This window comes from Halomonas sp. KM072 (genome assembly GCF_050710315.1).
Classification (GTDB): Bacteria; Pseudomonadota; Gammaproteobacteria; order Pseudomonadales; family Halomonadaceae; genus Vreelandella; species Vreelandella hamiltonii.
This window is the reverse complement of the sequence record NZ_CP136132.1, coordinates 2,826,419-2,849,140: the sequence shown is the minus strand read 5'-3', so window position 1 is coordinate 2,849,140 and position 22,722 is coordinate 2,826,419. Positions and strand designations below refer to the sequence as shown.

At 62.0% G+C, this 22,722-nt stretch carries 23 protein-coding genes; 13 read left to right on the top strand and 10 right to left on the bottom strand.

Annotated elements, in window-relative coordinates; translation table 11 throughout:
• The first annotated feature begins 88 nt into the window (after window positions 1-88).
• The gene (locus RVM26_RS13490; RefSeq protein WP_498939142.1) at window positions 89-1,987 is read left to right on the top strand and encodes a putative bifunctional diguanylate cyclase/phosphodiesterase; all 1,899 of its coding nucleotides are present in this window, start codon (window positions 89-91) and stop codon (window positions 1,985-1,987) included.
• On the opposite strand, the gene RVM26_RS13485 is transcribed toward RVM26_RS13490, so the two are convergent.
• From RVM26_RS13485 to RVM26_RS13465, 5 genes are read right to left on the bottom strand one after another with little or no spacing between them, the layout of a single operon-like run.
• A complete protein-coding gene (locus RVM26_RS13485) occupies window positions 1,961-2,962 on the bottom strand; it encodes a CobW family GTP-binding protein (protein WP_498939140.1) in 1,002 nt (333 codons plus the stop codon). The two genes, RVM26_RS13490 and RVM26_RS13485, sit on opposite strands and share 27 nt — an antisense overlap.
• 28 nt (window positions 2,963-2,990) lie before the next feature.
• The gene (gene moaA, locus RVM26_RS13480; protein WP_498939138.1) at window positions 2,991-3,983 is read right to left on the bottom strand and encodes a GTP 3',8-cyclase MoaA; all 993 of its coding nucleotides are present in this window, start codon (window positions 3,981-3,983) and stop codon (window positions 2,991-2,993) included.
• Entirely contained in the window at window positions 3,980-5,233 is a 1,254-nt protein-coding gene (gene moeA / locus RVM26_RS13475; protein WP_498939136.1) for a P-loop NTPase family protein, read from the bottom strand. The genes moaA and moeA overlap by 4 nt, the downstream gene beginning before the upstream one ends.
• Entirely contained in the window at window positions 5,230-5,850 is a 621-nt protein-coding gene (gene mobA / locus RVM26_RS13470) for a molybdenum cofactor guanylyltransferase MobA (protein ID WP_287807157.1), read from the bottom strand. Before mobA ends, moeA begins: the two co-directional genes overlap by 4 nt.
• A complete protein-coding gene (locus RVM26_RS13465) occupies window positions 5,847-6,704 on the bottom strand; it encodes a formate dehydrogenase accessory sulfurtransferase FdhD (RefSeq protein ID WP_096922023.1) in 858 nt (285 codons plus the stop codon). Before RVM26_RS13465 ends, mobA begins: the two co-directional genes overlap by 4 nt.
• 144 nt (window positions 6,705-6,848) lie before the next feature.
• Between RVM26_RS13465 and RVM26_RS13460 the strand changes: the two genes are divergently transcribed.
• From RVM26_RS13460 to RVM26_RS13410, 11 genes are all read left to right on the top strand, one after another.
• Window positions 6,849-7,280 (top strand): DUF3305 domain-containing protein, encoded by a 432-nt coding sequence (locus RVM26_RS13460; protein WP_081138703.1) that lies wholly within the window; start codon window positions 6,849-6,851, stop codon window positions 7,278-7,280.
• 4 nt (window positions 7,281-7,284) lie between these two features.
• Window positions 7,285-7,875, top strand: a complete 591-nt coding sequence (locus RVM26_RS13455; protein WP_081138702.1) for a DUF3306 domain-containing protein — start codon at window positions 7,285-7,287, stop codon at window positions 7,873-7,875.
• A gap of 203 nt (window positions 7,876-8,078) precedes the next feature.
• A complete protein-coding gene (locus RVM26_RS13450; RefSeq protein ID WP_498939132.1) occupies window positions 8,079-9,794 on the top strand; it encodes a 4Fe-4S dicluster domain-containing protein in 1,716 nt (571 codons plus the stop codon).
• Between the two features lie 4 nt (window positions 9,795-9,798).
• Window positions 9,799-10,410 carry a TorD/DmsD family molecular chaperone gene (locus RVM26_RS13445; protein WP_039175144.1) on the top strand — a complete coding sequence of 204 codons (612 nt, stop codon included), beginning with the start codon at window positions 9,799-9,801 and terminating at the stop codon, window positions 10,408-10,410.
• Between the two features lie 70 nt (window positions 10,411-10,480).
• A complete protein-coding gene (locus RVM26_RS13440) occupies window positions 10,481-10,684 on the top strand; it encodes a twin-arginine translocation signal domain-containing protein (RefSeq protein WP_016915149.1) in 204 nt (67 codons plus the stop codon).
• A gap of 23 nt (window positions 10,685-10,707) precedes the next feature.
• Window positions 10,708-13,560 (top strand): molybdopterin-dependent oxidoreductase, encoded by a 2,853-nt coding sequence (locus tag RVM26_RS13435; RefSeq protein WP_498939130.1) that lies wholly within the window; start codon window positions 10,708-10,710, stop codon window positions 13,558-13,560.
• A gap of 70 nt (window positions 13,561-13,630) precedes the next feature.
• Window positions 13,631-14,245 carry a formate dehydrogenase FDH3 subunit beta gene (gene fdh3B, locus RVM26_RS13430; RefSeq protein WP_016915147.1) on the top strand — a complete coding sequence of 205 codons (615 nt, stop codon included), beginning with the start codon at window positions 13,631-13,633 and terminating at the stop codon, window positions 14,243-14,245.
• A 20-nt stretch (window positions 14,246-14,265) separates the two neighbouring features.
• Window positions 14,266-15,360 carry a formate dehydrogenase subunit gamma gene (locus RVM26_RS13425; protein ID WP_498941761.1) on the top strand — a complete coding sequence of 365 codons (1,095 nt, stop codon included), beginning with the start codon at window positions 14,266-14,268 and terminating at the stop codon, window positions 15,358-15,360.
• Between the two features lie 100 nt (window positions 15,361-15,460).
• Entirely contained in the window at window positions 15,461-15,823 is a 363-nt protein-coding gene (locus tag RVM26_RS13420; protein WP_498939128.1) for a DUF1244 domain-containing protein, read from the top strand.
• A gap of 5 nt (window positions 15,824-15,828) precedes the next feature.
• Entirely contained in the window at window positions 15,829-16,347 is a 519-nt protein-coding gene (moaB, locus tag RVM26_RS13415) for a molybdopterin-binding domain-containing protein (protein WP_498939126.1), read from the top strand.
• Window positions 16,340-17,545 (top strand): molybdopterin molybdotransferase MoeA, encoded by a 1,206-nt coding sequence (locus RVM26_RS13410; RefSeq protein WP_498939124.1) that lies wholly within the window; start codon window positions 16,340-16,342, stop codon window positions 17,543-17,545. The genes moaB and RVM26_RS13410 overlap by 8 nt, the downstream gene beginning before the upstream one ends.
• Here the strand turns inward: RVM26_RS13410 and RVM26_RS13405 are convergent.
• The 4 genes from RVM26_RS13405 to RVM26_RS13390 form a co-directional block, all read right to left on the bottom strand.
• Window positions 17,528-17,911, bottom strand: a complete 384-nt coding sequence (locus RVM26_RS13405) for a hypothetical protein (RefSeq protein ID WP_498939122.1) — start codon at window positions 17,909-17,911, stop codon at window positions 17,528-17,530. The two genes, RVM26_RS13410 and RVM26_RS13405, sit on opposite strands and share 18 nt — an antisense overlap.
• Window positions 17,912-18,133: 222 nt before the next feature.
• Window positions 18,134-19,300 (bottom strand): glutathionylspermidine synthase family protein, encoded by a 1,167-nt coding sequence (locus tag RVM26_RS13400; protein ID WP_498939120.1) that lies wholly within the window; start codon window positions 19,298-19,300, stop codon window positions 18,134-18,136.
• 35 nt (window positions 19,301-19,335) lie between these two features.
• Window positions 19,336-19,938, bottom strand: a complete 603-nt coding sequence (locus RVM26_RS13395; protein ID WP_054641245.1) for a DUF1190 domain-containing protein — start codon at window positions 19,936-19,938, stop codon at window positions 19,336-19,338.
• A 12-nt stretch (window positions 19,939-19,950) separates the two neighbouring features.
• Window positions 19,951-20,364 (bottom strand): DUF350 domain-containing protein, encoded by a 414-nt coding sequence (locus RVM26_RS13390; RefSeq protein ID WP_062360914.1) that lies wholly within the window; start codon window positions 20,362-20,364, stop codon window positions 19,951-19,953.
• A 302-nt stretch (window positions 20,365-20,666) separates the two neighbouring features.
• Here RVM26_RS13390 and RVM26_RS13385 point away from each other — a divergent pair, with 302 nt between their 5' ends.
• Window positions 20,667-22,265, top strand: a complete 1,599-nt coding sequence (locus RVM26_RS13385; protein ID WP_039175158.1) for a solute:sodium symporter family transporter — start codon at window positions 20,667-20,669, stop codon at window positions 22,263-22,265.
• 67 nt (window positions 22,266-22,332) lie between these two features.
• Here the strand turns inward: RVM26_RS13385 and RVM26_RS13380 are convergent, their stop codons facing one another.
• A complete protein-coding gene (locus RVM26_RS13380) occupies window positions 22,333-22,716 on the bottom strand; it encodes a hypothetical protein (protein ID WP_498939117.1) in 384 nt (127 codons plus the stop codon).
• Window positions 22,717-22,722: the final 6 nt, after the last annotated feature.

Sequence of the window (22,722 nt, the reverse complement as noted above, 5' to 3'; positions counted from 1 at the left end):
ATCGCGCCACACTTCAACAGTCTCACCCATGTCGCGGGCTGGTGTATCTTCCTCTGTCTTTTTTCACTCTATCAGGTGCGCCCACGGGATGCCTGACGTGTTCCGGCAGGTGCAGCGCACTCGTCAGGTGGCCACGTTCGAGTATTCGCTGCCATTGGGCCAGCAGTCGCACGATTTTCATGCCACCTTGAGCCCTTTGGTGAGCAGCACCCAACAACCGGACGAATTAGAAGGAGCGCTTTCCGTGACCCGTGAGGTAACAGACGCAAAACGCGCCGAAGTGGAGCTGCAAATTGCTGCCGCTGCATTTCAGGCACATTTGGGCATCATGGTGACCGATGCACGGGGCACGATCCTGAAAGTGAACGACACTTTCAAGCGCATCACCGGCTACAGTGATGCGGAGGTCGTGGGCAGGAACCCGCGCATGTTCAGCTCTGGGCACCACAATGCCGCTTTCTACCGACGCTTATGGCGCAGTGTACTCTCCACGGGAAGCTGGGAGGGAGAAATCTGGAACCAGCGCAAGAACGGCGAGCTGTTTCCCGAGTGGCTGACCATCAGTGCCGTGCATGACCGCAACGGCAGCTTGACCCACTATGTGGCCACCATGAGTGACATCAGCGAACGCAAGGCGGCCGAGCAGGAGATTCATCAGCTGGCGTTCTACGATCCGCTGACCGGCTTTGCCAACCGTCGCCTGTTCATCGACCGAATCGGCGTGGCCCTCAAGGAGCTGAACCGCCACCAGCGCTGCGGAGCGCTGATTCTGCTGGACCTGGATAGCTTCAATCATGTCAACGATACGCTGGGGCATCATATCGGTGATCGGCTGTTGCAGAACGTGGCACGCCGTTTTGGCCAGATGCTGCGCGATACGGACACTCTGGCGCGACTGGGCGGCGACGAATTTGCCGTGTTGGTCGAGGGAGTGGATGGCAGCTCGCGTAAAACGCAGGCGCTGGCCGAGCATATCGCCAGCAAGCTGATGGCAGCGCTGGATACCCCGATCCAGGTGGGGGGTGAGCAGGCGTCGGTCACGGCCAGCGTGGGCATCACCGTCATGGCCGACAGCCAACACAGTACCGATGATTATCTGCAGCAGGCGGACATGGCGCTTTCCCAGGCCAAGGCCAGTGGCCGGCGCGGCCTACGTTTTTTCGACCCCTCCATGCAGGCCGCGCTGCTGGCACGGGTCAAGCTGGAGTCTGACCTGCGTCTGGCGCTGGATCACCAGCAGTGGCTGTTGCACTATCAGCCCCAGGTGGATGAACAGGGGCGCATCAAGGGCGTCGAAGCGCTGTTGCGCTGGTACCATCCTGAACGCGGGCTGGTGTCGCCCGGTGAGTTCATTCCGCTGCTGGAAAGCACCGGCTTGATCAACGACGTAGGCGAGTGGGTGCTGGAGGCAGCCTGCCATCAGTTGGCAGCGTGGCAGCACCAGCCGGGGTTCGAGCAGCTGACCATTTCAGTCAACATCAGCCCTCTGCAGTTCCGCGAGAGCGATTTTCTACATCGAGTGGAGCAGGTGTTCCAGCGCACCCGAGCCCCGCTCGAGCGGTTGAAGCTGGAAGTCACCGAAACGCTGTTCGTCGACGCCCGAGACGATGCCCGCGACAAGATGCTGAGCCTGAAGGCGCGCGGCGTTCGCTTCTCGTTGGACGACTTCGGCACCGGCTACTCGTCGCTGGCGTATCTGGCACAGCTCCCGTTGGATCAGTTGAAGATCGACCAGTCCTTCGTCCAGCAGGTGCTCGAGAGCAGTGCCAATGCCGCCATCGTCGAAAGTACCATTGCTCTGGCCAAGAGCCTGAACCTGGATGTCATCGCCGAGGGGGTCGAAACCCCGGCGCATCAGGCATGGCTCATGGCCCATGGGTGCCATGCGTTTCAGGGGTATTTGTTCGGGCGACCCATGTCGGTGGAGGAAATGGAGCAGGCCGTACGCGCGCAATGTCCCTTACCGCCAGGCCCCCAAAGCGCGTAGCTGATCAGGAAGCGTCGTATCAGCCAGGGGCAGCGTGCCTTCAGGGATAATCACCTCCAACCGAGAGTCTTGTCGCCAGGCACTGGCGGCCACGCTCTGGGTGCCTTCGGCGCGGTTGAGCTGCTTCCAGCCATCGTCCGTATGAAAGACGCCCTTCACCCTGGCGGTGGCGGGTAGCTCGCTCATCCATAGCGCCAAACGGTCCAGGTCGAAACGCTCGGCGGGGTGCCAACGCACGCCGGTGCTGGTATAGCCCAGGGCACTGGCGGCCTGCTGCTGCGCCTTGCCTGGGGGCGGTGGGAAGTCGAAGAACGCCCCTTCGAGGCTGGGCCCCTGAGCAACCAGTGCCTGGTGCGCGGCGGGCATGGCGGCTGGCGCCGCAGACCGAGGGGCCGAGGGGCTCAGCAGGCGGGCGATGGGCAAGGGGCCTTGCTGAGTGCTATGCACCCATTTGCGCGGCGGCCAGAGCGTGTCGATGAACTGCTCGGCCCGTGCATGCTGTTCGTCGCTGGCCATGTCGGCCAGAGTGATGACCACGGCATCGGCCATGGTCAGCTGATCTTGAAAAGTCTCATGCGCTCGCACGCGGGCTTCGTCCAGCCGACGCGGGTCGAGGGTGGCGATGATGTCCTGCACCGCCACCACGTCCCGGAAAGCCTCACCCTGCAGCAAATCCATCAGCCCGGCGGGGTGCCCAAGCCCCGAGGGCTCGATGATCACCCGGTCGGGTCTCTGGCGTGCCAGCAGATTGACCAGCGCCGCCTGCAGCACGAACGCCAGCTGGCAGCACAGGCAGCCGCCAGGCAGGCCCTTGACCACCACGTCATCACGGGCAGCGAACATGGTCTGGTCGATGCCGATCTGACCGAACTCGTTGACCAGAATGGCCCATTTTTCATGGGCGGGTTTCTGCTCGATCAGCTGATGAATCAGCGTGGTTTTCCCGCTGCCCAAAAAGCCGGTCACGATATGCACGGGTACGAGTGCCTCAAGCGCCAACGGCTCAACCTCCGGTCATGTTCATGAAGCGCACCACCTGAATATCACCATCGGTGGTGAAGTGGTGGCGCTCGGGTTTCAATGGCAGGGCGTCGATGATGGCCTGCTTGAGCGGTGCGATCTCGCCGGGATGACGGCGCAGCACCGCACGCAGGTCCACCGAGTGTTCATTGCCCAGACACAGCAGCAGGCGGCCCTCCACGGTGACGCGTACCCGGTTGCAGCTGTCACAGAAGTTATGGCTGTGGGGAGAGATGAAGCCCACGCGGCTGTCGCTGTCGGCCATCCTGAAGTAGCGTGAGGGCCCTGGCGTGCTTTCGGTGGTGGGGGTCAGCGAGTAGCGGGTTTCGATCAGCGCCTGCACGTCATCGCTGGAGTAGAAGGTCTCTGCTCGAGAGTGGTCCGATACATCCCCCAGCGGCATCTCCTCGATGAAGCTGATGTCCAGCTGCTCGCGGCGGGCAAAGCTCACCAGGTCGAGCACCTCGTCTTCGTTGCGCCCTTTCAGGATCACCGCGTTGAGCTTGATCCGAGTGAAACCAGCCTCTTTGGCTGCCTGAATGCCGTCCAGCACGCGGGCCAGCTCGCCCGTGCGGGTCAACTGCTTGAAGCGTTCGGGGTGCAGCGAGTCGAGGCTGATGTTGAGCCTGCGCAAGCCGCCGGCGTAAAGCCGCTTGGCATGCTTGCGCAGGCTCGCGCCGTTGGTGGTCATGGTGAAGTCATCCAGACCCGGCAGCGCGCCAATGTCGTCCACCAGCTGTTCGATGCCCTTGCGCACCAGCGGCTCACCGCCTGTCAGGCGAATTTTCTCCACGCCCAGTTCGGTAAACGCGCGGGCCACCAGGGCCAGCTCCTCCAGAGTGAGCACCTGGGCGCGAGGCAGAAAGGTCATCTCTTCGCTCATGCAGTAGACACAGCGAAAATCACAGCGGTCGGTCACCGATAGCCGCACATAGCGAACTCGGCGGCCAAAATCGTCGATCAGTTGTTCGGTCATTGCCAGCTCGTTATCGGTTGTATGCAGACCACCTCGCCTGGCTGGGCGCCTGCCTGGTCATCGCCAAGTTCGATCAGGCAGTTGGCGGCCACCATGGAGGTCAGAATCCCCGAGCCCTGGGCTCCGGTACTGCGCACATGCAGCGTACCCTGCGCATCGCAGTGGTAAACACCGCGGATGAAGTCAGTGCGTTGCAAGCGGCTCTTCAGCGTGGTTTGGGCAATTGCCTCGAGCCGGGGCGGCGGCGCCGGGGGCAGGCCCTGCAACTGCCGCAGCAGCGGTACCACGAATTGCAGGAACGTCACCATGACCGCTACCGGGTTGCCCGGCAGGCCGATCAGGGGCGTTTGTGTAGCGCCCAGCTGTCCGCAGGCCATGGGCCGTCCGGGGCGTAGCGCTACCCGCCAGAAGGCCAGGCGGCCAAGCTTTTCCAGCGCCGCCCGAGTGTAGTCGGCATTGCCCACGGAAACCCCACCGCTGGTGATCACCAGATCGCTCTGGGTGGCGGCGCTGGCCAGTGCGGTTTCGATGGCGTCGAGGTCGTCGGGGAGAATGCCCAGATCCAGCACCTCGGCCCCCTGCTCGGCGAGCAGGCCCATCAGGGTAAATCGGTTGGTGTCGTAGACGCCTGCGCTGGGGAGTGGGCCGCCCGGTGGCGTCACCTCGTTGCCGGTAGAGAAAATCGCCACCCGGGGGCGCCGATACACCGTGACGACGGCATGGCCCAGCGAGGCCACCAGCCCCATGCGAGCGGCGTCCAGTCGCGCGCCTGCGGCAAGGGCTACGCTGCCTTTGGCAATGTCTTCCCCGGCTTGGCGCACGTGTTGCCCGGCCGTCACCCGTTCGGGCGCATCGATGGTGGCGCTGGCGCCATCGTCGATCAGCTGTTCACGCATGATCACCGTATCGGCACCGCGGGGGATCGGCGCACCGGTGGTGATGCGCACGCACTGGCCCGCAGGCACCTCGCCGGCAAACGCCTGCCCGGCGAAGGCGTCCCCCACGATGGGGAAATGGGTGGTGTAGGGAGGCGCTTTGGGCCAGGCCAGGGCCACGCCATCCATGGCGGCGTTGGTGTTTTGCGGTACATCGATGGGCGCAATGATGTCCTCTGCCAGCTGGCGGCCAAAAGCGCTGCTCAAGGCGACCTGCTCGGTGGCCACCGGCGACGCCACCAGCGTCATCAGCGCCTCGCGGGCAGCATCGACGCTGAGCATCTGCTCGCCCAGCTCGAAACACGACAGGCTCATGGGGTCTCCCGTGAGGACGTTGCCAGTGCCTGTTCCAGACGGGCTTTTTCCTCTTCGGTATTGAGGTTGGCGAACGCCTCAGGGCAGTCGGACATGTCCACGCGGCACCAGGTGTGGCGAGCGTACCAGCGGTCGATCTTGCGTTCGCCCTCGGCTAGAGTGGCGGCCAGGTCGTCGGCCAGCGAGGTGCGCAGCAGCGCCACCACGGGGTGCAGGCGCTCGCCGTCGAAGGCCACGGCGATATCGTGTTCGCCATCCTGCGTGACGATGCCTGCCACCATGCGTGCCACCAGGTCATGGGGCAGCGCGGGGGAGTCGCAGGGGGCGACCAGCAGCCACGGCGTGCGGGCGGCGCGCAGGCCGCTGTAAATGCCCATCAACGGGCCCTTGAAGCCGCCTTCGGCATCGGCGATCACTCGATCGGCAAACAGTGCGTATGCATCGCCATTGCGGTTGGCGTTGATCATCAGCTCATGGACGTGGCCGTCGAAGCGCTTGACGGTATGCGCCACCAGCGGCAGGCCTGCGAAGGGCTCGAGGCCCTTGTCACGGCCGCCCATGCGGCGGCCCTCACCCCCCGCGAGAATCATGCCGGTAAGGTCGTGTGTCGCGATCATATGCCTGCCTCCTTGGACGAGCGAGCGCTCGGCGGTTTGGGGGGAATGTCATCCAGCGTCAAGCGCCCCTCGGCGTTGATGGCCTGGAAGCTTTTGCCCTTGGCGCGGGCAATCAGCATCACACCGAAGCGTTCGGCCAGCTCGACACCCTTCTGGGTCACCCCCGAGCGTGAGACCAGCACGCTGATGCCCATTTGTGCCACTTTCAGCACCATCTCTGAGGTCAGCCTGCCGGTGGTGTAGAAGATGTCGGCCTGCTGGCTGTTGGCCTGATTCAGCCACTGGCGACCTGCCAGGGTATCCACGGCGTTGTGCCGCCCTACGTCCTCGACGAAATCGAGCACCTGGGCCTGCTGGCACAGCGCGCAGCCGTGCACGGCGCCTGCGCTACGATACGTCTCGTTATAGTGGTTCAGGTTGGTCAGCAACTGATAGAGGGTCGACTGGGCCAGCGGCGTGGCGGGCAGCGCCGTGAGCGATGTCTGCTCCAGCAGCTTGCCAAACACCGTGCCCTGCCCGCATCCCGTGGTCACCGTGCGGGTCCCCAGGCGTGCTTCCAGGTCGTCGGGCAGGTGGCGCGTGACCACGGCGGCAGCCTCTACCTCCCAATCCACCTGCACCGCCGTGAGGTCTTCTGCCCGGTACAACAGCCCCTGGTTACGCAGGTAGCCGACCACCAGCGCTTCGGGGTCATCGCCCAGGGTCATCAGCGTCACGATTTCACGCTTGTTGAGGTAGACCGTCAGGGCGCGTTCGGCGGCAATGGCCTGCTGGCAGGTCGCCCCGTAGGCATCCATCACGCTGATGGTGGTGGTGGCTGGCAGCCGGGCACGGCTTAACTGAAGGGCGGGCATGCGCAATCCTCACTGCTCCGCGTCACTGCCTCGCCCGATGGGCGCGGCGTTTAACGTAATAGTTGAGTAAAATAGTCTGAGTTGACGATGATGGCGCTCAAAAGGCTTACTTGTCTACCCGTTCAAGGTCTAAAGGGGCAACTCATGAGTGATAATTTGCGTGCCATTAGTGCCACTCTGGTGGCCGAACGAAAGACCATGGGGGCGTTTACCGTCACCCAGTGGCGTATCATCGAGCTGGTGCCCGGTGATCAGGGCGACCACGTGCTGCGTCTGCAGCTCTCCATGACCGAACGCGCGGCTTACCGCTTCAATCTGACCTCCGCGACGCCGCGGCTCTTCGTGCGCGCCGGGTTTACCGGGCAGCCAGCCAGGCCGGATGCCATTACCGCGAGCCAGGATGTCGCGGCGGGCTGGCTGGATGGCGAACAGCAGGTGCTGGAGGCTCCCATGCCGCTGGCCATTCAGGTATGGATCGAACGCTATCTGGCCCGTCATGGAGAAGCCCCCGTGGAGCAGCGCAAGAAAAAACGCAAAGGGGCAGGCCGCGCCCAGACGCTGCCCGACAAGGAGTGATCCGATGAGCCGATTAGAGCGTTGGTCGCGCAAAAAGCGTGGCCTCGAGAGCGATGCCGTCATGGCACCCGAGCCTGCCCAGGCAAGCGAGGATGCGTCTGTGCTGCCTGAAGCGCACCAGCAGCAGGAAGCCCCGGCCGACCCCGCTGAGCCCCCGGCACCTGCGCCCGGCAGCCTGGACGATACGCTCCCCGACCCTGATACCCTGCCCGCTGGCAGCGACTTCAGTGTCTTCATGGCGGCGGGGGTCAGCTCGGCGCTGCGCCGCCGTGCCCTGCGCCGACTGTGGGCCACCGGCAACTACAACGTGCGTGACGGGTTGGATGATTACGATGCCGACTACACGCAGCAGTTGAAGCCCATGGCCAGCGAGCTGGCGGACAAGCTCAGGCGGTGGGCTCACCAGGCGGAAGAGGCCATCGAGGCGCCCCGGGAAGACGAGGCGCGTGCAGCAGGAGCGCAAGAAACGCAAGCGACGTCCGTTGCCCAGGAGGAGGCGACTTGCACAAGGGATGACAGTTTTGTACAAAGCCCCGATCTGGACGACCAGTCTGATTTGCCTCATCACGCTCACAGCGAGCGTCCTGAGCGATAGTTGTCTTGTTTATCATAGAGTTAGCGCTGGCCTAGCGGGCCGCCGTTGACAGTGATAAGACCAATGGAAGTGGCAAAAGGCGGCATAGCACCATACGCTGAAGGCATAAGGGAGGTGGCGTTACACCGCACTTGTGTCAAAATGACCATTAAAACGACCATTCAAATAAAATAATAAGAACGACCCATTGACCGTGAGCGTGCATGAATCAACGAATCCAACTGGCGTCGATTGACGACCAGCGCAACGCGGCCGCTCGTGAAGCGGTGCGTCGGCGTATCTCCTGGCCAGTCAATCTGACCCCCGCCAACGTTACCTACCATAGTCGTGGACACGTGGTGCTGATCGGTGCCGTTCAACCTGTGATAGCCGCCGCGCGTGCGCTGCAGCATCAGGGGTTGGCATCGCTGACGCTACTGACCCTGAACGACGCCGCCGAGCTGCCGACGGGCAGTGAGCCCGTCATCGAGCAGCCCTTGAGTGCCGAGCAGCTGGCGCAGCTCACTATCACCGGGCATCTGGGCGCGTTTCATCTTCAGGTGCCGTTTTCACAGGGTGAAACGCTGGATCTGGCACAAGTGCTGGTCGAGCGTGACGCCTTCGATGTCGTGCTGGACCTGACGGCCCCCGGCATGCTGCCCGCGATGCCATGGGAACTGCCGCCGCCTGGCTATTTGCGACTCGCTCCCGAGGCTGCCGATGAGCAGCGCCAGCAAGTGCTGGAGAGTGCCGTCGAGCTGGTAGGCGAGTTCGACAAGCCCCGTTACTTCCAGGTCAATACCGACCTGTGCGCGCATTCGGCCAGTGGCAACGTGGGGTGTACCCGCTGCCTGGACGTCTGCCCGGCGGATGCCATCACCAGCATCAAGGGGCGTATCGAGTCCCGCATCGAGATAGATCCCTTTCTGTGCCAGGGCGTCGGTAGTTGCACCAGCGCCTGCCCCACCGGTGCCATCGAGTTCAGGCTGCCCGAAACGCGCCGTCAGCAGGATACGCTGGCAGCGTGGCTCGAGGCCTACCGTGAGGCGGGAGGCGAGGTGCCCGTGCTGCGCTTCGTTACTCACGATACTCTGGAGCAAGAGCGCCAGGCGGGCGTGGTCACGCCAGGCCATCTCATCGATGTGCCGCTGGAAGAGTTGGGCGCGGCTGGCCACGACCAGTGGCTGACGGCCTTGGCCAGCGGCGCCTCTGAAGTACGTATTCAGCTTCACGAGGGCATGCCGCCCCGTTTGAGCGCCTTTCTGAATCATCAGGTAGCGCTGGCCCATGGGTTGCTGGCAGCGCTTGGCCACGCCGTCGAACGTATCCAACTGGTGGCGGCCAACGCCACTGACGCGCGCGATGCTCTGCCCAGCCTGCTGCCGTTGAGTGACACTGCCGTCAGCTTCCGCGAGTCCAACAAGCGCACGCGATTGAATCAGGTACTGGCACGCCTGGCCGCGCTGGGAACCCCCAGCGGCGAGCGTCAAGCGCTGCCGGAAGGCGCGGCCTACGGCGGCATCGATGTGGATAGCAGCGCCTGTACGTTGTGCTATGCCTGCGTCAGCAACTGCCCGACACCCGCGTTGCAGGCAGGCGGCGATACGCCGGTGCTCAGCTTCCTGGAAGCCGACTGCGTGCAGTGTGGCCTGTGCGAACAGGCGTGCCCGGAAAATGCCATCACGCTGGTGCCTGGTTTTCTGGCCGCGCCTGCCCGTGAAACGCGCCACGTGTGCCATGAAGAGCCTGCCTTTGAGTGTATCGGCTGTGGCAAACCGTTCGCGACGGTCAGCACGGTGGCCGCCATGAAAACCAAGCTGGCCAATCACCCCTATTTTGCCGGCGATGCGCTGGCGCGTCTGGAAATGTGTGAAGACTGCCGCGTGAAAGACGTCTGGAAAACCATGATGCGCGACCCTGACGCGCAGTTGAAGGTGTAACGCCATGAGTGAAACCGAGGCGATGCTCAGCGAGGTCGATGCGCTGCGCGGGGATATCTACCAGCTGCTGGCACGGCTGTTGCGCCAGTCGCCCGACGTCGAGCTCCTGGCTTGGCTGGCCGAGCTGGAAATAGAACAGGACGGCACTCGCTTGGCCGAGTGCTGGGCCGACCTTGCCAAGGCAGCCGCCCAGGCCGACCCCGAGCGACTGCAGCGCGCCCACTTTCGCCATCTGGTGGGCGTCATTCAGGGCGATATCGTGCCCTATGCCTCCTGGTATCAGCAGGGTGAGCTCATGGAAGCCGCGCTGGTGGCGCTGCGCCGTGACCTGAGGGTGCTGGGCTTCGAGCGCAGTGAACGCACCCATGAGCCCGAGGATCACCTTGCCGCCGTGTGTGAAGTCATGGGCATGCTGGTAGAAGCCCAGGCACATGAGCAGGTAGCTTTTTTTCAGCAGCACTTGGCCCCCTGGGCAAAGCGCTGCTTCGACGATGTGGCTGACGTGGAGACTGCCTTCTATGCCGCGCTGGGCGCGCTAGGCAGTGCCTTCATGGAGAGCGAGCAGGCGCGTATCAGCGACCGAGCCGCCCATCAGCCAGTACGACTCGTGACCTGACCCTGGTTCGCGGTCAGTGAATAGCCGGGCCAGCGGCCCACGCATAACAAGCATGACAGTGGAGAACCCTATGCACACGTCACATAACCCTGAACGGCGTCGGTTCATGAAGACCGTTGGCCTGGGCACCGCAGCAGCAGGTGCGGCAGCGGCGGTCGGTCACGTTACCCTCGTACAGGCGAGCGACAAGACGCCCAGCCAACGTGAAGCCCAATCGGTGAATTACCGCGAGACGGATCACGTTCGTGCCTACTACGCCTCGCTGCGTGACTGACGGCGACCATCAGGAGATTTGCCATGCGCTTAACTCGTAAAACTCAAGCTCCGGCCGCGTCTGGGCTGGGTATCTCTCGTCGTCAATTCCTCAAGCGTACCGGCGCGGGTACGGCCGGTGTTGCGGCGGTCGGCTTCATGGGCGCGCCCATGATGCAGCGCACCGAAGCGGCGAACAAGACCCCGGTGCTCGACTCCCCCGTTGAAACCAAACGCACCATCTGCTCCCACTGTTCAGTGGGTTGTGGCGTGTATGCCGAAGTGCAGGAGGGCATCTGGACCAAGCAGGAGCCAGCCTTCGACCACCCGATCAACCGTGGCGCCCACTGTGCGAAAGGCGCCTCTCTGCGCCAGCACGGCCACTCCACGCGCCGCCTGAAGTACCCGATGAAGCTGGTCGCGGGTGAATGGCAGCGCCTGAGCTGGGACGACGCCGTCAATGAGATCGGCGACAAGCTGCTGGAGCTGCGGGAAGCCTACGGCCCCGATAGCGTCTACTGGCTGGGGTCGGCCAAGTTCAACAACGAGCAGGCGTATCTGATGCGCAAGCTCGCCTCCATGTGGGGCACCAACAACACCGACCACCAGGCGCGTATCTGCCACTCCACCACGGTAGCGGGTGTGGCCAATACCTGGGGCTACGGGGCGATGACCAACTCGCTCAACGATATGCACAACAGCCGCTCCATGCTGTTCATCGGCTCCAACCCCAGTGAAGCCCACCCGGTGGCGATGCAGCACATCCTGATTGCCAAAGAGCGCAATAACTGCGACATCATCGTTGCCGATCCGCGCTTCACGCGTACGGCCGCCAAGGCCAACAAGTACGTGCGCATCCGCCCTGGCTCCGATGTGGCCTACATCTGGGGCCTGTTGTGGCACATTTTCGAAAACGGCTGGGAAGACCGCGAATACATCAACCAGCGCGTCTACGGCATGGATGAAGTGCGTGCCGAAGTCGCCCAGTTCCCGCCCAGCGTCGTGGAAGACATCACCGGCGTCTCGGAAGCCGACATGTTCGAGGTGGCCAAGCGGCTTTCCGACAACCGTCCGGGCTGTGTGGTCTGGTGTATGGGCGGTACTCAGCACACCACCGGCAATAACAACACCCGCGCCTACTGCATCCTGGAGCTGGCACTGGGCAACATCGGCAAGTCTGGCGGCGGTGCCAACATCCTGCGTGGTCACGACAACGTACAGGGTGCCACCGATATGGGCCTGGGGTCTGATTCACTGCCGGGTTATTACGGTTTGGCCGAAGAAGCATGGCAGCATTGGGCCTCCGTGTGGGGTGTAGAGTACGAGTGGTTGAAAGGGCGTTTCGACGATACCGAGTACGCCGACGGCAAACCCATGTACACCAACGGCATCACCGTGTCGCGCTGGGTGGATGGCGTGCTGGAAGAGGACGAGAACATCTCCCAGCGCACCGCGCTGAAAGCGATGTTCTACTGGGGCCACGCGGTCAACTCGCAAACCCGCGGCGTTGAAATGCAAAAGGCCATGCAGAAGCTCGAGATGATGGTCATCGTCGACCCGTATCCCACCGTCGCGGCCGTCATGCACGACCGCACCGACGGCGTCTACCTGCTGCCTGCCGCCACCCAGTTCGAAACCACTGGCAGTGTCACCGCCACCAACCGCTCGGTTCAGTGGCGCGATCAGGTCATCGAGCCGCTGTTCGAGTCCAAGCCCGACCACGAGATCATGACCCTGTTTGCCAATAAGCTGGGGTTTGGCAACGAGTTCGTCAAGAACTTCGAGATGAACGGCAACGAGCCGCTCATCGAAGACGTGCTGCGCGAAATCAACCGCGGCATGTGGACCGTTGGCTATACCGGTCAAAGCCCCGAGCGTTTGAAAGAGCACCAGCAAAACTGGCACACCTTCAGCTTTGAGAATCTGCGTGCCCAAGGCGGCCCTGCCGATGGCGACTACTATGGCCTGCCGTGGCCCTGCTGGGGCACCCCGGAGTTCCGTCATCCGGGCTCCCCGAACCTCTACGATACCAGCGTGCCCGTGATGGAAGGCGGCATGGGCTTCCGCGCCCGTTTTGGCATCGAGCGTAACGGCGTCAACCTGCTGGCCGAAGGCTCGGCCCCGGTAGGTGGCGACATCGACGACGGCTATCCGGAGTTCAACGACCAGCTGCTGAAAGACCTGGGCTGGTGGGATGACCTGACGGCCGAAGAGAAAGAGGCTGCTGAAGGTAAAAACTGGAAAACCGACTTCTCCGGCGGTATTCAGCGAGTGGCCATCGAACACGGCTGTGCGCCTTACGGTAATGCCAAGGCCCGTGCTGTTGTGTGGACGTTCCCGGATGCCGTGCCCAAGCACCGCGAGCCGCTCTACACCACGCGGCGTGACCTGGTCGAGCGGTATCCCACCTGGGACGACTTCGACTCCATCATGCGTCTGCCCACGCTCTACAAGACCATTCAGGAGCGTGACAACAGCGCGGACTACCCGATCATTCTGACGTCTGGCCGCTTGGTCGAGTACGAAGGCGGGGGTGAAGAAACCCGCTCGATGTCCTGGCTGGCGGAGCTGCAGCAGGAAATGTTCGTCGAGATGAACCCTGCCGATGCCAACGATATCGGCGTACGTGACGGTGACGATGTCTGGGTCGAGGGCGCCGAGGGTGGCCGCGTCAAGGTGAAAGCACTGGTTACCCCCAGGGTGGATCGCAAGGTGGCCTTCATGCCGTTCCACTTTGGCGGCATCTTCCAGGGCGAGAACCTGCATGATCGCTACCCGGAAGGCACGGCGCCCTATGTTCAGGGCGAGGCAGCCAACACGGCGACCACTTACGGCTACGACCCGGTGACACTGATGCAAGAGACCAAGTGCACCATTTGTCGTATTGAGCGCGCTTGAACGATCACGCGCGACCCGACCAGACAGCAGGCCGATGCGGCAACGTCCGCATCGGCAAGAGGAGAACACCATGGCTCAAATGAAATTCATGTGTGATGCCGAGCGCTGCATCGAATGCAACGGCTGCGTCACCGCCTGTAAAAATGCCAACGACGTCGAGTGGGGCATTCAGCGCCGCCGCGTGGTCACGCTGAACGACGGTGAAGCCAGCGAAATGTCGATTTCGGTGGCCTGCATGCACTGTGACGACGCCCCTTGTATGGCTGTCTGTCCCACCGACTGCTTCTACAAGACCGACGACGGTATCGTGCTGCACGACAAGGACCTGTGCATCGGCTGCGGCTACTGCCTGTATGCCTGCCCCTTCGGCGCCCCCCAGTTCCCCAAGCAGAACGCCTTTGGCGAGCGCGGCAAGATGGACAAGTGCACCTTCTGCGCAGGCGGCCCGGCAGAAAGCAAGGAAGAGGAGTACCAGAAGTACGGTTCCAACCGTATTGCCGAAGGCAAGCTGCCGCTGTGCGCCGAGATGTGCTCGACCAAAGCGCTGCTGGCAGGTGATGCGCAGGACGTCGCCGACATCTTCCGTCAGCGTGTCGTCCATCGTGGCCACCCGGATGGAGCGTGGTCGAACAATCCCCAGGCCAGCACCGACAACCTTGCCTACGATGCTGCCCGCAAAGGCTAAGGAGGCGTGTCATGACCACAATGACCATGACTACCGTTGAAATGCCTGCATCGGCCAACGGGCATGCCGCCCGTGGGTTGAAGCGTATCTGGCACCTGTGCTTGATGCTGCTACTGCTGGTGGCCAGCCTCGGTGTGAGCCAGCTGGCCGTGGCCCAGGCGGACCCGCAACGGGAAATGTCCACCGCCGCCCCTGGCATAACGGCCGAGCAGTGGCGCCAGGTACGCAGCGGTGAAACCGGCCCGAACTATCGTGATTCGCGTCACGACAGCAACTACAATCTGATCAACGCCAGCGGTGAAACGTGGCGGATTCTGCGCAATCGTTGGGTCTCGCCATTTGGCCTGATTGCCATTCTGGGCATGGCCAGCGTGATCACGCTGTTCTACCTGGTGATTGGCCGCAAGCACCTGGATGAGCCACGTACCGGGCGCAAGCTGCTGCGCTGGCCGCTGTTCATGCGCGCGCTGCACTGGACGGTGGCGACGCTGTTCATCACCCTGGCGCTGACCGGTCTCAACCTGCTGTATGGCAAGTTCGTGTTCCGCTCGCTGTTTGGCGATGCGGTTTGGGGATGGATGATCTCGGCCTCCAAGGTGCTCCACAACTACTTGGGGCCGCTGTTCGGTATCCTGCTGATCGTGCTACTGGTCAAGCTGCTGAAGGACAATATCCCCAAGAAGCATGACCTGCAGTGGTTCAAGCAGGGCGGCGGCCTGGTGGGTAAAGGCCACCCGGATGCAGGCTTTGCCAACGGCGGTGAAAAAGTCTGGTACTGGCTGCTGGCTACCGCAGGGCTGTTGGTGGTGGCCAGTGGCTTCGTACTCGACTTCCCGAACTACGGGCAGAGCCGCGATACCATGCAGTGGGCCAACATCATCCATGCCGTGGGCGCGCTGGGCTTGACCGCCGTGGCGCTGGGGCACATCTACATCGGTACGCTAGGGACCGAAGGGTCGCTGGAGGGCATGACCACCGGCTACGTGGACGAAACCTGGGCCAAGGAGCACCACAACTTGTGGTACGAAGAGGTCAAGGGGCAGTCGCTGAGCGAGGAAGAGGTGGCTGCTCAGAAGGCGGGCGACAGCAGCGAGCCCTCTACGAAGCCCGGCTGACGCACCGCCATAGGATGACGCAAGATCGTCGCTGACACCGCCCTCGGGCGGTGTCTTTTGTTATGCTGCATATCAACCCTGTCTTGAAAGAGGAACCCGCATGGCTACGTTCGATGAACTGGATACCGCGACCCGCACGGAGCTGGAAGCCGCTGCGTTTCGTCGCTTGCTCAAGCACCTGGATGACAACAAGGACGTGCAGAACATCGATCTGATGATTCTGGCGGACTTCTGCCGTAACTGTCTCTCCAAGTGGCTGGTCAATGCAGCCGATGAGCGCGGCACGCCTCTGGAAATGGACGCTGCCCGCGAATATGTCTATGGCATGCCCTACAGCGAATGGAAAGCCAACCACCAGGGCGAGGCCACCCCAGAGCAGTTGGCGGCACTCGACGCTCGCCAGGCGCGCAAGAAGGCCCCTTCACAGAACGAATCCCCTTCACAGAACGAGTCCCGGGAGTAGCGCCAATGGATGCCATGGAAGCCCTGAACGTCGCGGTGCTCACCGTTTCGGACACCCGCACCGAAGAGACCGACCGCTCGGGTCAGTCGCTGGTTCAGCGGCTGACCGAGGCGGGGCACCGGCTGGCCGACAAGCGTATCGTGCCGGACGACGTGTACCAGATTCGTGCCGTGGTGGCCCAGTGGATTGCCGACCCTGGCGTGCAGGTGGTGTTGACCACCGGCGGCACCGGCTTCACCGGCCGTGACTCCACTCCAGAAGCGGTCTCGGTGCTGTTGGACAAGCGCATCGAGGGGTTCGGCGAGCGCTTTCGCCAGCTGAGTGGTGACGAAATCGGCAGCTCTACCATTCAAAGCCGCGCCCTGGGTGGCTTTGCCAACGCCACGGTGGTGTTTTGCCTGCCGGGCTCCACCGGTGCCTGCCGCACCGGGTGGGACGGCATTCTGGCCGAGCAGCTGGATAGCCGCCACAAGCCCTGCAACTTTGCCAACCTGGTCATTCCCGGCCGGGGGCAGCATGGCTGAGTTACAGCCGATTGAAGCGGCGCTGAAAGCGCTATTGGCCGACGTGACGCCGCTCTCTGCCGAGCAGATCGCGTTGAATGACGCCGCTGGCCGTGTTCTGGCCGAATCGGTAACGGCCACGCTGGACGTGCCGCCGTTCGATAACAGCGCAATGGATGGCTATGCGCTGCGTGCTATGGATGCGGGTAAGCGGCTGCCGGTTAGCCAGCGGATTGCCGCGGGCAGCACGGCACGGCCATTGGCGGTGGGCACTTGCGCACGAATCTTTACCGGGGGGCAGATCCCCCCTGGTGCTGACTGCGTGGTAATGCAGGAGCGGGTGACTGAGGAGAACGGCGAGGCGCTCATCCCCGTGGACGTGCCTGAAGGAGACAACGTTCGCCTGCAGGGCCGCGACGTGCGCCAAGGCGATGTGCTGCTCAATGCTGGCGAACGCTTGGAAGCCGCCGCGTTAGGGCATTTGGCGGGGCAGGGCATCACTCATGTCAGCGTACGACGCCGCCCACGGGTGGCGCTGCTTTCCACGGGTGATGAGATCGTCGACCCCGGCACGCCGTTAAAACCAGGTCAGCTGTATAACTCCAACCGCCCCATGCTCAAGCGGCTGCTGGAGACGTTCGGGGCTGAGGTGGTTCAGCTGGTGAGCGTGCCCGATGACTACGCCCAAACCGTGGTGCTCTTGAGCCACGCCGCTGCCGAGGCCGATGTGGTGGTGAGCACCGGTGGTGTCAGCGTCGGGGAGGAGGATCACGTCAAAGCGGCGCTGGAGTCGCTTGGGCAGCTCGATATGTGGAAGCTGGCGATTCGTCCCGGCAAGCCGCTAGCGTTAGGCCGCTTGCCCCGCGACGATGGCAGCCAAGCGAGGTTTGTGGGGCTGCCGGGTAACCCGGTGTCGGGGTTTGTGGGCGCTTGGCTGTTTCTACGCCCGCTGATGGGGGCACTACTAGGCTGCCCTGCGCTGGCGGAGCTTCCGTGCTTAACCGCCACCGCGACCTTTGCCACCGATACTGGCCCACGCCAGCACTACATGCGGGTGGCGCTGCGGTTTACGCCTAGCGGTATCGAGGCCGATGCTTTTGATGACCAAAACTCAGCGGTGCTCTCTTCCTGCATTGCTGCCGATGCGCTTGCGGTGATTGATCCGCATAGCCAGGTGGAGAAGGGCAGTCAAGTGCGCTGCTTATGGATGGTGAGTTGAGCTTGCCTCGGAAGGTGGGCTTAGCCGAGCTCCGTTTAGGAGTAGAGTGAGCTGCTCCCCTTCCAGGGCGATGCCGCACAGCGCCGGATGGCGGGAGCGGGCAGCCAGCAGTGGCGGTAGTGGGTAGATCGCGGCGGAGGGTAGGCGCATCATCTCACTGTCGCCGGTAATGCCTAGCTGCCATGGCCCCTCGGCATCGCGTAGGGTTAGCCAGCGCGTTGGGTGGCTAGGCTGATTAAGCGGTAGCGCATCGGCAGCGATGTGTCGATGATGAGTGGGCGTACTATCGATGCGTTGAATATAGCGCGCTTCTATGGCCACAGGGTGGCCGCTAGTTTGAAAGCATACGCAGGCGACATAGCTCACGGCCTAACCAAGCCCTTTTTGATAGGCGCGAAACAGGGCATCAGGGTCCAGGAGGGCCGTGGCACGCTGCTCGTCACTAGGTTGCCACAAAGCGCTGACGTAGGGGCGTAACGTGCTCTATGTGAAGAGGTACACCGCTTACTCGGTGGTTACGGAACTGATCACGCGATTAATTTTGAATAGGCACTTAATCGGTTGCTAGAAAAAAGAATGATCGAGCAACTAAATAATGGCATGGGGAATAAAACACGACGTATCCTTGGTAATACGCCCCACGTCTTCGCGAATGCCCATGCCACACGCGCGGTCGCCCACTACCCAACTGCCAATCAGCGCGTGCTTGTCGCCAAAGCGCGGCAGCGGGTGGTACGCCTGGCGTATCCAAGGGTTATCAGTGTAAGGCCCACCCACGCTCTCTTGCTGGCCGCTGGGCGTTATCAAACTGATATTGCTCCCTTCCCGTGAGAAAAACGGCTTGCGCACCCAGCCTGCTTCCAGCGGCGAGTGACTATCGTTTTCAAAATACGCTGGTAGCAGATTCGGGTGCCCTTCAAACTCTTCCCACAGCAGCGGCAGAATCCCTTTATTGGAGAGCACGGCTTTCCAGGGTGGCTCGAACCAGTAGGTGTTGAGCTGCGTGACTGCCTCGCCAAACGCTTCTACCGCCATCTCTTCCCACGGGTAGAGCTTAAACAGCGCGGTGATGGGTTGGTCGTCTAGGTCAACAAAGTGTTCGACTCCTGGGGCCACGCCAATGTCTTCGATGTAGATAAACGGCGCCTGTAAGCCTGCCTGCAGGGCAATATCCTGCAAGTAGCTGACCGTGGCGCGCTCCTCGTCGCTGCCTTTTACACAGGAGAAGTAGAGGGTGCGGTTTTCCAAGCGGTCGCCCAGATGCGCCATGGCATTGAGCAGGCGTTCTTGAATCGAGTTGTACTGGTCGGCGTGGCGGGGCAGGATGCCTTGCTCAATCGCCTGCTCCAGCCACACCCACTGGAAAAAGCCCGCTTCATAGAGCGAAGTGGGTGTGTCGTAATTGAGTTCTAAAAGCTTCGCGGGGCCGTTGCCTGAATAGGCAAAGTCCATTCGCCCATACAGCGGCGGCTGCCCGCTGCGCCAGGAGTGGTGGATGATGTCCCACATATGCTCGGGGATTGCGAGGCGCTGCATTAAGGCATTGGAGTGACAGACCTTATCCACCAGCTCCATACACATCTCGTGCAGGGCTTCGGTGGGTGCTTCGATCTCTTGCTCCACCTGCTCCAGGGTGAACTGGTAGTAGGCGTTCTCTTTCCAGTAGGGTTCGCCATCAATGGTATGGAAATGAAACCCCAGCTCTTTGGCCAGGGTTTTCCATTGCGGGCGTTCAGAGACGTTGATGCGCAGCATGGTAGCTCCCAAACGGTGGTCAATACCCCAAAACGCTAGGAACCCCAAGAGGCCGATCGTGTGCCCAAACCGCGACGTGTCGTGGCTTGGCGGTTTTGCACCACCGAGCTGCGCAGGGCCTCGTTACGCTGATTGACCCGTTGCGTCGCCTGGCTGGCCGCAGCATTCCAGTTGCCCTGGTTTTGGCGGTTGCGGTAGACCGGCTCTTGATACACGCGCTCGAACGAGCGCCCTCGGCTGGTATTCGCCAGCATGTTACCGACCATATAGCCCATCATGGCAGGCATGAACCAACTGCCGCCGCCTGCGGCCTGGGCCTGCTCGTCGGTGGGGGCTGCGCAGGCGCCTTCGCCGTGTTCAGCTTCGCAGGTTTCTAGGGTGTCGAAGCGGGGGACGGACGCCAACGAGGCCTCGTAGGCGTCTTCGCAGGCGCTGCGGGTGTAGACGTTGGCTGCGACGCAATCCTCTACGCTTTGAAAGCTTTGCGGCTCATCAAAGCGCACATCGGTTAAGTGCTCATCTTCCGCTGGCTGGGTACAGGCAGTTAAGCCAAAGGCGCTCGCTCCCATCATCGCAAGCGATAGGCGTGCGCTACGTTTACGACGTGGCAGGTGGGTAGGGTGAGACTGCTTTTCCATGATGGCGCTCCGTTACCAGGTCATTGAAGCCGCGTTAATTAAGCCCACGGCAATCGAGATACTGCCCACTAGCGTGCCGTAGGCCTGATGACCTTCGGTGATGTGCTGGGACAGGCTCTCCCCCTGACGACGCAGGAACAGTTTTACACCAAAGAACGTGGCGATCTGTACGCCGAACGCCACCACGCCCCACAGAATAAAGTCGATATAACTAATCGAGTGGGCCATGGCGCTGTACAGCGGCAAGGTGAAGCCCAGGATAGAGCCGCCATAGGCAGTGGCGGCTGCCGCATTGCCCGCTCGAATCAGCGCCCACTCGTGGTGAGGGGTCAGGCGGCTATAGCAGTACATAAAGGCCACCAGCAGCGCGAGCGCTCCAAGCAGGTAGGCGAAGAAAGACGGTAATCCCTGTAAATAGTGCAGCATGGCGATGTGCATCCTTGTAGTTAATGACGTGTGGCCAATAAGCAATCGACATTGTGACATAGCTTAGCGGAGTAGCGAGAATCGCAGGCTGTGTTTCTGTAGGTTGTTGTCAGGTGGTTAAAAAACGTCTTTTTAATATTTTTATGCGACTAAAGGCTAATAGATGAATCGTGTCACCTTCTTAAAATCCCGCGATGCTTGGTATTTTTACCTAAACTCACCGTGTCGTATCGCTTGATACCGCTCTTCGTGCCCGTGTTGGGCACCGCTTTAGACGCGACCGCTTCGAAGGACTTCCCCTCATGCATGCCCTAACCCTGGCATCGTTTCTGTTTTTTACGGGCCTAGTGGCCTTTGTCACTTGGCGCATTACGCGCCGCGACGACCACCGAAGCACTAACGGCTATTTTCTGGCGGGGCGCACGCTGACGTTTCCGTTGATTGCCGCATCGATGCTGATGACCAACCTCTCCACCGAGCAGATGGTTGGGTTGAACGGCTCGGCGTTTACCGACGGCCTGAGCGTCATGGCCTGGGAAGTCATCGCCGTGATTGCGCTGGTTGCTCTGGCGCTGTTTTTCCTGCCGCGCTTCTTGAAAAGCGGGATTGCCACGCTGCCACAGCTGCTGGCGATTCGCTTCGATGCCGGTACCCAGCTCATTGCCAACGTCATCTTCCTGATTGCCTACGCGGTGGTGCTGCTGCCCATCATTCTCTATTCCGGCGCCATTGGCTTGCAGGGCATGCTGGACTTGCAGGGCTTGACCGGCATCGAGTCCAGCACGGCTCTGCTGTGGGCAACCGTCTGGGTCGTGGGCCTGATTGGCGCCGTGTATGCGCTGTTCGGTGGCCTGCGCACGGTGGCGGTGTCCGACACCCTCAACGGCGTGGGGCTGCTGATTGGCGGGTTCGTGATCGTTTACTTCGGCCTTCAGGCGGTGAGTGGCGGCACAGGCGTCATGGAAGGCTGGAGCATCCTGAAGGAGAGCGACCCCAGCAAGTTCAACTCCATGGGTGGCCCCGACCAGCAGGTGCCGTTCTCGACCATCTTTACCGGCGTACTGCTGCTGCACCTCTTCTACTGGACCACCAACCAGCAAATCATCCAGCGCACCTTCGCGGCGAAAAATCTGGCGGAAGGCCAAAAAGGGGTGCTGTTGACCGGCTTCTTCAAGCTGCTGGGGCCGCTCTATCTGGTGCTTCCGGGCATCATTGCCTACCACTTGTATGCCGACCAGGGCGTGCGCGCCGATGAAGCCTATGGGCACCTGGTATTCAACGTGCTGCCTCCGTATCTGACGGGCTTTTTTGCGGCGGTGATGGTGGGTGCGATTCTCTCCTCGTTCAATTCGGCGCTGAACAGCACCACCACGATCTTCAGCCTGGGGATCTATAAAGGCGTGCTGAAAAAGGACGCCACGGAAGAGCAGGTGGTGAAATCCGGCAAGGTGTTTGGCTGGATCATGGCCATCAGCACCATGATCATCGCGCCGCTGCTGGCGGGGCAGGATAGCCTGTTCGGCTACCTGCAGCGCATGAACGCCATCTATTTCATTCCGATTCTGGCCGTGGTACTGGTAGGACTGTTGACCAAGCGTGTGCCGCCCATGGCCGCAAAAGTGGCCCTGGTGGGCGGCTGTTTGCTGATTGCGGCAGGCTACTTCGTGCCGCCGTTCAACAAGCTGCCGCTGGTCATGCACGAGTTCCACTTCGTGGCCGCGGTGTTCGTGCTGCTGGTCGCGGTGATGCTGGTGATCGGCAAGCTGCGCCCCCGCGCCACGGACTGGGTCCAGGAAGCCTCGGGCGATGTCGACCTCACCCCGTGGAAAGGTGCCGTGCCCACCGGCATCGTGCTGGTGGTGCTGGTGGTGATCATGTACGCCTCGTTTGCAGGCGGTTGATCATCGGTCATGTGTAGTAACGCCAACGCCCCGCTTTGCGGGGCGTTGGCGTTTGTCGGCGGTGGTTTTAAGAGTCGCAGCGATATAGCGTGATGGGTGATGTCTCGCGATCCAGATAGCGCAAGGTCAGCGTCTCCTGAGTGTTCAGGGTGAGCTGGAGCTGTTCTTCGCTGGTCATTCCTTCTCCATGGCAGTGCAGTGTCGCCTCCCATGCGTTCGGCGTGCTGCTCGCTTCCAGCCCCATTTCGCAGTGATTTTCCAGCCCTTCGAAGCGGCCAGCTGCCAGGCGGATTGGAGCGCCTTCCTGCCCTGCGTGACACCACTCGGGCTCTGCTGCCCAATCGCCATAAAGCGTTTCCTGGGACATGGGCTCGGCCACGGGGGCTTGGTCATCGCTACAGGCAGCCAGCAGCACCACCACGGCAGGTAACAGCAAACGGTGTAATGGCATAGGTCA

Bases quoted from the DNA above. Each gene is read 5' to 3' on its own strand.
- RVM26_RS13465 (WP_096922023.1), bottom strand. From the start codon at position 6,704: ATGCCCGCCCTTCAGTTAAGCCGTGCCCGGCTGCCAGCCACCACCACC.
- RVM26_RS13390 (WP_062360914.1), bottom strand. From the start codon at position 20,364: ATGCTGCACTATTTACAGGGATTACCGTCTTTCTTCGCCTACCTGCTT.
- fdh3B (WP_016915147.1), top strand. From the start codon at position 13,631: ATGGCTCAAATGAAATTCATGTGTGATGCCGAGCGCTGCATCGAATGC.
- RVM26_RS13490 (WP_498939142.1), top strand. From the start codon at position 89: ATGCCTGACGTGTTCCGGCAGGTGCAGCGCACTCGTCAGGTGGCCACG.
- RVM26_RS13400 (WP_498939120.1), bottom strand. From the start codon at position 19,300: ATGCTGCGCATCAACGTCTCTGAACGCCCGCAATGGAAAACCCTGGCC.
- RVM26_RS13425 (WP_498941761.1), top strand. From the start codon at position 14,266: ATGACCATGACTACCGTTGAAATGCCTGCATCGGCCAACGGGCATGCC.
- RVM26_RS13380 (WP_498939117.1), bottom strand. From the start codon at position 22,716: ATGCCATTACACCGTTTGCTGTTACCTGCCGTGGTGGTGCTGCTGGCT.
- mobA (WP_287807157.1), bottom strand. From the start codon at position 5,850: ATGATCGCGACACACGACCTTACCGGCATGATTCTCGCGGGGGGTGAG.
- RVM26_RS13410 (WP_498939124.1), top strand. From the start codon at position 16,340: ATGGCTGAGTTACAGCCGATTGAAGCGGCGCTGAAAGCGCTATTGGCC.
- RVM26_RS13440 (WP_016915149.1), top strand. From the start codon at position 10,481: ATGCACACGTCACATAACCCTGAACGGCGTCGGTTCATGAAGACCGTT.
- RVM26_RS13445 (WP_039175144.1), top strand. From the start codon at position 9,799: ATGAGTGAAACCGAGGCGATGCTCAGCGAGGTCGATGCGCTGCGCGGG.
- RVM26_RS13385 (WP_039175158.1), top strand. From the start codon at position 20,667: ATGCATGCCCTAACCCTGGCATCGTTTCTGTTTTTTACGGGCCTAGTG.
- RVM26_RS13450 (WP_498939132.1), top strand. From the start codon at position 8,079: ATGAATCAACGAATCCAACTGGCGTCGATTGACGACCAGCGCAACGCG.
- RVM26_RS13460 (WP_081138703.1), top strand. From the start codon at position 6,849: ATGAGTGATAATTTGCGTGCCATTAGTGCCACTCTGGTGGCCGAACGA.
- moaA (WP_498939138.1), bottom strand. From the start codon at position 3,983: ATGACCGAACAACTGATCGACGATTTTGGCCGCCGAGTTCGCTATGTG.
- moeA (WP_498939136.1), bottom strand. From the start codon at position 5,233: ATGAGCCTGTCGTGTTTCGAGCTGGGCGAGCAGATGCTCAGCGTCGAT.
- RVM26_RS13420 (WP_498939128.1), top strand. From the start codon at position 15,461: ATGGCTACGTTCGATGAACTGGATACCGCGACCCGCACGGAGCTGGAA.
- RVM26_RS13395 (WP_054641245.1), bottom strand. From the start codon at position 19,938: ATGGAAAAGCAGTCTCACCCTACCCACCTGCCACGTCGTAAACGTAGC.
- RVM26_RS13455 (WP_081138702.1), top strand. From the start codon at position 7,285: ATGAGCCGATTAGAGCGTTGGTCGCGCAAAAAGCGTGGCCTCGAGAGC.
- moaB (WP_498939126.1), top strand. From the start codon at position 15,829: ATGGATGCCATGGAAGCCCTGAACGTCGCGGTGCTCACCGTTTCGGAC.
- RVM26_RS13435 (WP_498939130.1), top strand. From the start codon at position 10,708: ATGCGCTTAACTCGTAAAACTCAAGCTCCGGCCGCGTCTGGGCTGGGT.